The organism is Paraburkholderia sp., from assembly GCF_036488505.1.
GTDB lineage: Bacteria > Pseudomonadota > Gammaproteobacteria > Burkholderiales > Burkholderiaceae > Paraburkholderia.
In genome coordinates, this window is record NZ_DASXHN010000480.1 from 1 (window position 1) to 7,026 (window position 7,026).

4 protein-coding genes are annotated in these 7,026 nt (G+C 64.1%); all 4 read right to left on the reverse strand.

Annotation, left to right across the window (positions count from 1 at the left end):
- The coding region (locus VGH68_RS27485) for an AraC family transcriptional regulator (protein WP_331606878.1) at positions 1–747 on the reverse strand (747 nt) is incomplete at its 3' end.
- A 533-nt stretch (positions 748–1,280) separates the two neighbouring features.
- Positions 1,281–1,733, reverse strand: a complete 453-nt coding sequence (locus VGH68_RS27490) for a hypothetical protein (RefSeq protein ID WP_331606879.1) — start codon at positions 1,731–1,733, stop codon at positions 1,281–1,283.
- Positions 1,734–2,404: 671 nt separating this feature from the next.
- Positions 2,405–4,918: a GNAT family N-acetyltransferase gene (locus VGH68_RS27495; RefSeq protein ID WP_331606880.1), complete on the reverse strand. Its 2,514-nt coding sequence runs from the start codon at positions 4,916–4,918 to the stop codon at positions 2,405–2,407.
- Between the two features lie 211 nt (positions 4,919–5,129).
- Positions 5,130–6,731 carry a peptide chain release factor 3 gene (locus VGH68_RS27500; RefSeq protein ID WP_331606881.1) on the reverse strand — a complete coding sequence of 534 codons (1,602 nt, stop codon included), beginning with the start codon at positions 6,729–6,731 and terminating at the stop codon, positions 5,130–5,132.
- Positions 6,732–7,026: the final 295 nt, after the last annotated feature.

Consider the following 7,026-nt stretch of genomic DNA (forward strand, 5'->3'; position numbering starts at 1 on the left):
CATCGCGGCCACATCGGCTGCCAACCCGATGGAAATCGGACGATCGACGTTCGCGTCCAGCCAGCGCGCGGACGCGATGATCTTGTCGCTGACGCGCGAAAAAGACGGCACACGTGAGGAAACGCGATCTGTTGACGCAACCCGCATCGAGAGTAGCGGCGCGTGAGTCACATGATTCGCCGTTAGCTTGCCGGCGAGGTCTTGTTCGACGGCCTGAAGCACCGTCCGAATAGGACCGGTTGGATTTGTCCATTGTTCTTGCTCGTGCATCCGACATGCGCCGTGCAGCTCATTGGAGCGCAGGTCATATCGGCCGGTTAAGCCGACGGCATCCAGAATCAGTTTGCCTTCCGAGATTGGACACACGATCGCGCTGATGGCGTGGCGTCGGCGAACCCAGGCGGAAAGCCGGTCGTCGCACGCCGCCCGCATCGCGCCCGCGCCTCCGGCAATGAACAGCAGAACCGTTGAATTCGTGGCGCTGTCGAAGCTTGCCCTTTCAGTCCACACCTCCACCGCGGATGAACTGGCTATCCTTCCGCCTGGCGACGACAACAGCGAAACCGCATAGCGCGGCTGCCAGTTAGCTTGCGCTTGCATCGACTCGTTGGCGCTTTGGAAGATCTCGATAATGGCGGCGATCTTCGGTAATGAGAAGCCGTCGAATAGGACGATTTCCACTTCCGTCGTATTTGTCGCCGCAGAAAAATGGTCTTTGGCGCGCTCGCTGCGTTGTATCGAATTCATTGCCACTCTCCAGACAGCAAAGCATGGTTGGCTATCGCGGTCCGGTACTTCCCTTCGCCCGTTGAACAAACATCACCAAGATATTATTTACCGACGCCGTTCGTGATCGGTATTTCGTTCCTGGATACGCTAAACGATTAAATTACGGTTGTCGAGCATCGTTTGATTCGCAAAAAAGAAACTTAGCAGCTGGGTATTGGTAGTGGCGTTGTCTGCGTCGATACATTCAGCTTGTGTTTGTACTCCGCGATATGGGAAGAGGTCCGGTTTGCGCGGCTCTCCGAAACGTTTAGACGAATCGACATCTACATGAGCTTCGCAATACGGGTGGTCGCGCACTCTCTTTTTTGCCGGGTAAATCCCAGGCTACAGGCATGTGCATTTTCAAAGTAGTCAGCGACCAGCAGCGGCCGATCGAGGCCGTATCGTGGCGAGCGAGGTGAGCGTGAAGTCATCGGCGCGTGGCACGCGCGCCGCCGAACGCGGCTTCGGGCGAGCGCGCGTGTCAATTCAACGAGTGGAATCCATGACGATCATGATGAAAGCGCGTGCTCTGGCTTGGCGACGCTTTTCCAGGTGACGACATCTTGCCTTTCCTCGGTGCCGTAACCAATTTCAGCAGGGTCATACGGCACGCAGCCGGACCAGTCGCGCGCGAGCATCGGCGAAGCGTCAAACAAATGCGCGCAGACGGGGTAGATATAGACCACCCTCAATGTTTCTATCGACCCGTCTGCCAACGCGCGCTCCAGACTGTCGAGCAGCATCGACATCACGCTCGAACCAAACGGATTGAACAGAAAGATGACCAGCTTGCGGTGGGCGAACTCGAGTTCGAGCGCATCCGCCGAGAACGCCTGCATCGGCGTGCGTTCAGGATGTGCACGCGCCACGATCCTTGCATTCCTGTTCGCAATGCCCACGAGGGGCGCGGCGAGATCGTAGCCGAGCACCGCGTCGAAAGGGAACTCGGTCGCCACCATCATGGACCGTCCTTTGCCGCAGCCTACATCGATGAAAGTATGCCCGCGTACATCGCCGAGTTGCGAAAGCACGCGCCGCACGATGCTCGGCTGTGAACCCATGTACGGCAGATTGCCGCTCTCCGCGCCGATGCCATCGAGCGGCTCGGGCGGAAACAGGCCGCCGGTGTCCGTACCGAGCTCACGATCGATCGGATGCGTGCGATAGCAGCCGGTATAAACAACGCGTAGAACCGGCACGCGCTCGCCGAGGCGCCGAACGCGGGGAATGAAAAGCACCGACTGCAGGCTATCGGGGAGTAATGCCACGAGCGCAATCAGCGGCCATTTGATGCGGCGTTTCACGCGCGTCCTGAGTGTCGCTAACGCAGGTGTGCTCATCTGGATCCGACCTTAAAGATAGCCATAAGAAGTAGCGATGAGCGTAAAGCGCGATCTTTGCAAGGCCTGGTACTTTTAGCCTTCGGGATCGTCCACCCATGAGCCCAGTCGACACCTGTTTCGAATTGACAGTACTTTTTATGCTTGTCCGTTAAGCCGATGAAGACAAAAGATGAGCTTCCAGCGCCACATTCGGCGCTCGCGCACCTCGATCAAGCCACTGTCCCGAACCGCACCCAACAGCGATGCCGCAACCTCGCGATGCGCGATCTCGCTGCGGCACCGGGGCGCATTCAACGCTTGGGCTGTTGCCGGTCTGTCGGCGGCTCGCTCTTCGCGTCCGCCCCGTTCGTCTCGTCGAGCGCCATCCGGAACGCAACCACGCCAGGATCTTCGGTCCTCGTAATCGTGAAACCGCAGGACTTCGCGAGCGAGATCATCGTGGCGTTCTCGCGCAACGCCTCCCCCACCAGCCAGTGAATCCCGCGCACCCGCGCGTACGCGACGATCCGCTGCATCAGCAGTTGGCCAAGACGCCGTCCTTTCTGGTCCGAGCGCACGGCCACCGCGAATTCAGCCGTGTCGTTGTCGGGATCGGCGATTGCGCGCACGACGCCGAGCGTCTGCGTGGCACCGTCCTCGTTGACGACGGTCGCGATGAGCGCCATTTCGCGGTCGTAATCGATCTGTGTCATGCGCGCGAGTTGCGAGTGATCGAACGCGCCGACCGCACCGAAGAAACGCAGCCGCAAATCCTCGGGCGTCATCGCTTGCACGAAATCGCGATGCGCGATTTCGTCTTCGGGACGAATCGGCCGCACGGTCACGCGCATGCCGTTCCAGTCGAGCGTCTCCTCGAAACGGCGCGGATAAGGCACGATCGCGAGGCGGCTGCGCTGCGCGCCCAGTCTCAGCACGGGGCCGACCACCACCACATAGTCCACGTAGACCCTCAGCGTCAACGCAAGCCCGACGATCTCGCGCACCTCGCAAACCGCTTGCGACAACGCCGTCAGCGCGGCAAGCGTCGGCTCCGGCGCAACGAGCCGCGCGTAATGCGAACACGTGACGATATCGCGTGCGAGCATCGGATTGAGCGGCGGCAGGCCGTAGACGCGCAATGCGTCCGACACGCCATCGACCGGCGGCGCCGTGAAGCGGAACACGGGCCCGAAGTTGTCGTCGTCGTGCAGTTCGATGGCGAGATCGACGATCGCGTTTGCGGTGGACGGGTTTTGGGCGTCGTTCGTGCCGACGCTTGCAGCGCTGTCTGCCCTGGCGCTTGCGGTGCCGTCCACCGCACCGGTCGCGCCGCTCGCCGCGCCGTCATTGCGGCCGCCATCCGCAACCCGCAACCCGAACCTCGCCAGAAACCGCGCCGCGGCCTCGTCGCTGAGCTGCTTTTGCCCCGCCGCCAGCGCCTCACGGGCCTGCGCCTGGGCCGCATCGATCGATTCGGGGACCTGTGCGGGCAAGCCCTCCGGCGTTTGCATCAGCAGTTCGCGGCCTAGCCGGTAATCGACCAGACGCGCGAACGCGCGCGCGAGCCGCTGCGGCGTCGTGTGAACCGGGATCCCCTGCGCGTGCAGCGCGTCGCGCATCGTCGCATCGACGCCGCCGAAGAAACACGCGAGCAAGCCGCGATACGCGAAGCGCTGATGTGCGATCAGCGCCCGCGCCACTTCGTCGACCGGCGCGCCGTGTGTCGACGCGTGGATCACGAAGGCCGTGCCGGTCTCACGATGGCTGGCGAGCAGTTGAAGTGCGATGCCGAAGTGTTCGGCGCGCGCGGTATCGCCAAGCAGCAGCGGATTGCCGCCGCTCGCGTAAGGCAGCGCCTGTTGCAGCGCGTCGGATGCCTCGGCAGGCCACGGCGCAAGCACACCGCCAGCGGCGGCGAACGCGTCGCGCGCGAGCGTCGCGAGGCCGCGGTCGCTGGTGATCAGCGTCGCGGCGCCGCCCGCCGCCACGCGGCCGACGCCGAGCGTCTCGATTTCGTCGAGCAGATCATCGAGCGCGTCGACGCGCACCAGCCCGGCACGCCGGAACGCGGCGGTGTAAAGCCCGTCGGCCGGATCGTCACGGCCCGAGCGCAGCGCGAGCACCGGCTTGTTGCGCGCCGCCGCGCGCGCGGCCGACATGAACTTGCGGGCGGCCCGCACGCTGTCGAGTTCGAGCAGGATCGCGCGCGTGCCAGGATCGCTCGCGAGGTAATCGAGCACGTCGCCGGCATCGACGTCGGCCTCATCGCCGAGCGCGACCGCGTGCGAAAAACCGAGTCCGCGCGCCTGTGCCCAGCCGAGCACCGCGTTGGTCAGCGCATTCGACTGCGACACCCACGCGACGCCGCCCGCCTTGACCGTGCACGACGGCGCGCCCAGATGCGCACCGAGCGCGGGCGAGACGACGCCCAGGCTGCCAGGCCCGACGATGCGCAGCAGATGCGGGCGCGCCGCCGACAGCGTGTGTCGCACCGCGAGCCGGTCGTCGTCGTCGCGCACCTCGCCGATGATGATCGCCGCGCGCGTGCCCATCGCGCCGAGCTGCTGGATCAGCGCGGGCCACGTCGCGGGCGGCGTGCAGATCACCGCGACGGTGGGCGCCTGCGGCAGATCGCCGGCATCGTGGATCACCGCGTGGCCGCCGAGCGTGTCGTACTTCGGATTGACCGGCCACAGCGGGCCGGTGAAGTTGCCTTCGAGCACGCGTGCCCAGACCATCGCGCCGGTGCTGCCCGGCCGTTCTGACGCGCCGATTACGGCGACGGATTTGGGTCGAAACAGAGCATCGAGATTGCGGACGGTCACGGGGCGCTCCATGCGGGTAATGGAGAGGGGCGGCCCGCGCGGCGAGGCGCGGTTCCGTCAGCATAGGCGAAGTGGGGGGAGCGCGCGGGATGTTGTTTGGATAGGCGGCGTACGCGCCGCGCACATCGCACGTCGAAAAGAAAAGGCCGCGTTCGATGACGCGGCTCTCAGCGTGAACCTGCGCGACGCGGTCGCATGACCGCGTGAGGTTCTACATCGACTTCCTGAACGGCGCCCCGGAATGCTCGCGCAACTCGTTGAACACGATCTTCGGCCACGCCTTCTGCGCGACTTCGATTTCGGACACATGCGAGGCCAGATACGTCGGCGCATCGGACGCATCGAGCGCGATCCGGGCCGAGTACGAATCGGTGAAGCGGCGCAACTCGGCCGCGTCGTCGCAAGTCACCCAGCGCGACAGACGGTAACGCGCGGGCGCCATGCGCACGTCGACCTTGTACTCGGTCGACAGACGATGCGACACCACCTCGAACTGCAGTTGCCCGACCGCGCCGAGAATGATCAGGCCACCGGCTTCCGGACGGAACACCTGAATCGCCCCCTCTTCGCCGAGCTGCTTCAGCGCTTCGCCGAGCTGTTTCGCGCGCATCGGATCGACCACCTCGACCGTCTGGAAAATTTCCGGCGCAAAGAACGGCAGCCCGACGAATTGCAGTTGCTCGCCTTCGGTCAGCGTATCGCCGAGACTCAGCGTGCCGTGATTCGGGATCCCGATGATATCGCCCGGATACGCCTCGCTGACGGTTTCGCGGCGCTGCGACAGGAACGTCACGACGTTGTTCGCACGGAATGTCTTGTTCGAGCGCGTCACCTTCAGCGCCATGCCGCGCTCGAAACGCCCCGAACACACGCGGATGAACGCGACGCGGTCGCGGTGCGCGAGGTCCATGTTCGCCTGCACCTTGAATACGACGCCGGTGAATTTCGGCTCGTCCGGCTGCACCGGACGTTGCACCGTCATGCGCATCGACGGCGGCGGCGCCAGATCGACCAGCGCGTCCAGAATTTCCTTGACCCCGAAGTTGTTGATGGCCGAGCCGAACAGCACCGGCGACTGCTGACCGGCGAGGAATTGCTCGCGGTCGAATTCGGGCGTCGCGCCGCTGATCAGATCGATCTCTTCCTTAGCGCGTACCCAGGCTTGGCCGAAACGGCGCTCGCCTTCCTCGTCGCCGAGCGCCTGTAGCGTTTCCACCGCGCCGCCGGCGGTATCCTGGCCTGCGCGGAATACGCGCACCTGATCGCGCTGAACGTCATAGACGCCCTGGAAGTCCTTGCCCATGCCGATCGGCCAGGTGAACGGCACGGCGGACACGCCCAGGTGCTGTTCGATTTCGTCGAGCAGTTCGAGCGGCTCGCGCACTTCGCGGTCGAGCTTGTTGATGAACGTGACGATCGGCGTCTTGCGGCTGCGGCAGACTTCGAGCAGCTTCAGCGTCTGCGCTTCGACGCCGTTCGCGCCGTCGATCACCATGACGGCGGCGTCGACCGCGGTCAGCACGCGGTAAGTATCTTCGGAGAAGTCCTCGTGACCCGGCGTGTCGAGCAGGTTGATCACGCAGTCGCCGTACTCGAACTGCATCACCGAGCTCGCGACCGAAATGCCGCGCTGCTTTTCGATCTCCATCCAGTCGGAGGTCGCATAGCGGTTGCTCTTGCGGCCCTTCACGGTACCGGCGATCTGAATCGCGCCGGAGAACAGCAGCAGCTTTTCGGTCAGCGTGGTTTTACCCGCGTCCGGGTGGGAAATGACCGCGAACGTGCGGCGGCGTTTGAGTTCGGAGACTGACATCGGGTCTGGCGGTCACGGATAGGGGTTCGGGCGGTTCCCGGCGGCTTGTGGCGACCGGTATGCCACGCCTTGCGCGGCGGCGTCGAGCTGCGGGAGTCGGGCTGGAACCCGTATCACAATGGCAACTCGGCCGCCTCGGAAACAGGTCACGAACGAGCGTTCGACAATACGGGAATCGCCAGCGCAGAACAGCGCAGGGAACGAATGATACACGTCATGGGGAAGGGTGGAGGGAAACGGCGTGGCGGGGGCGGTTAAAGATGACGGGTGACACCTGGGTTCGGGCCGAAGGCCA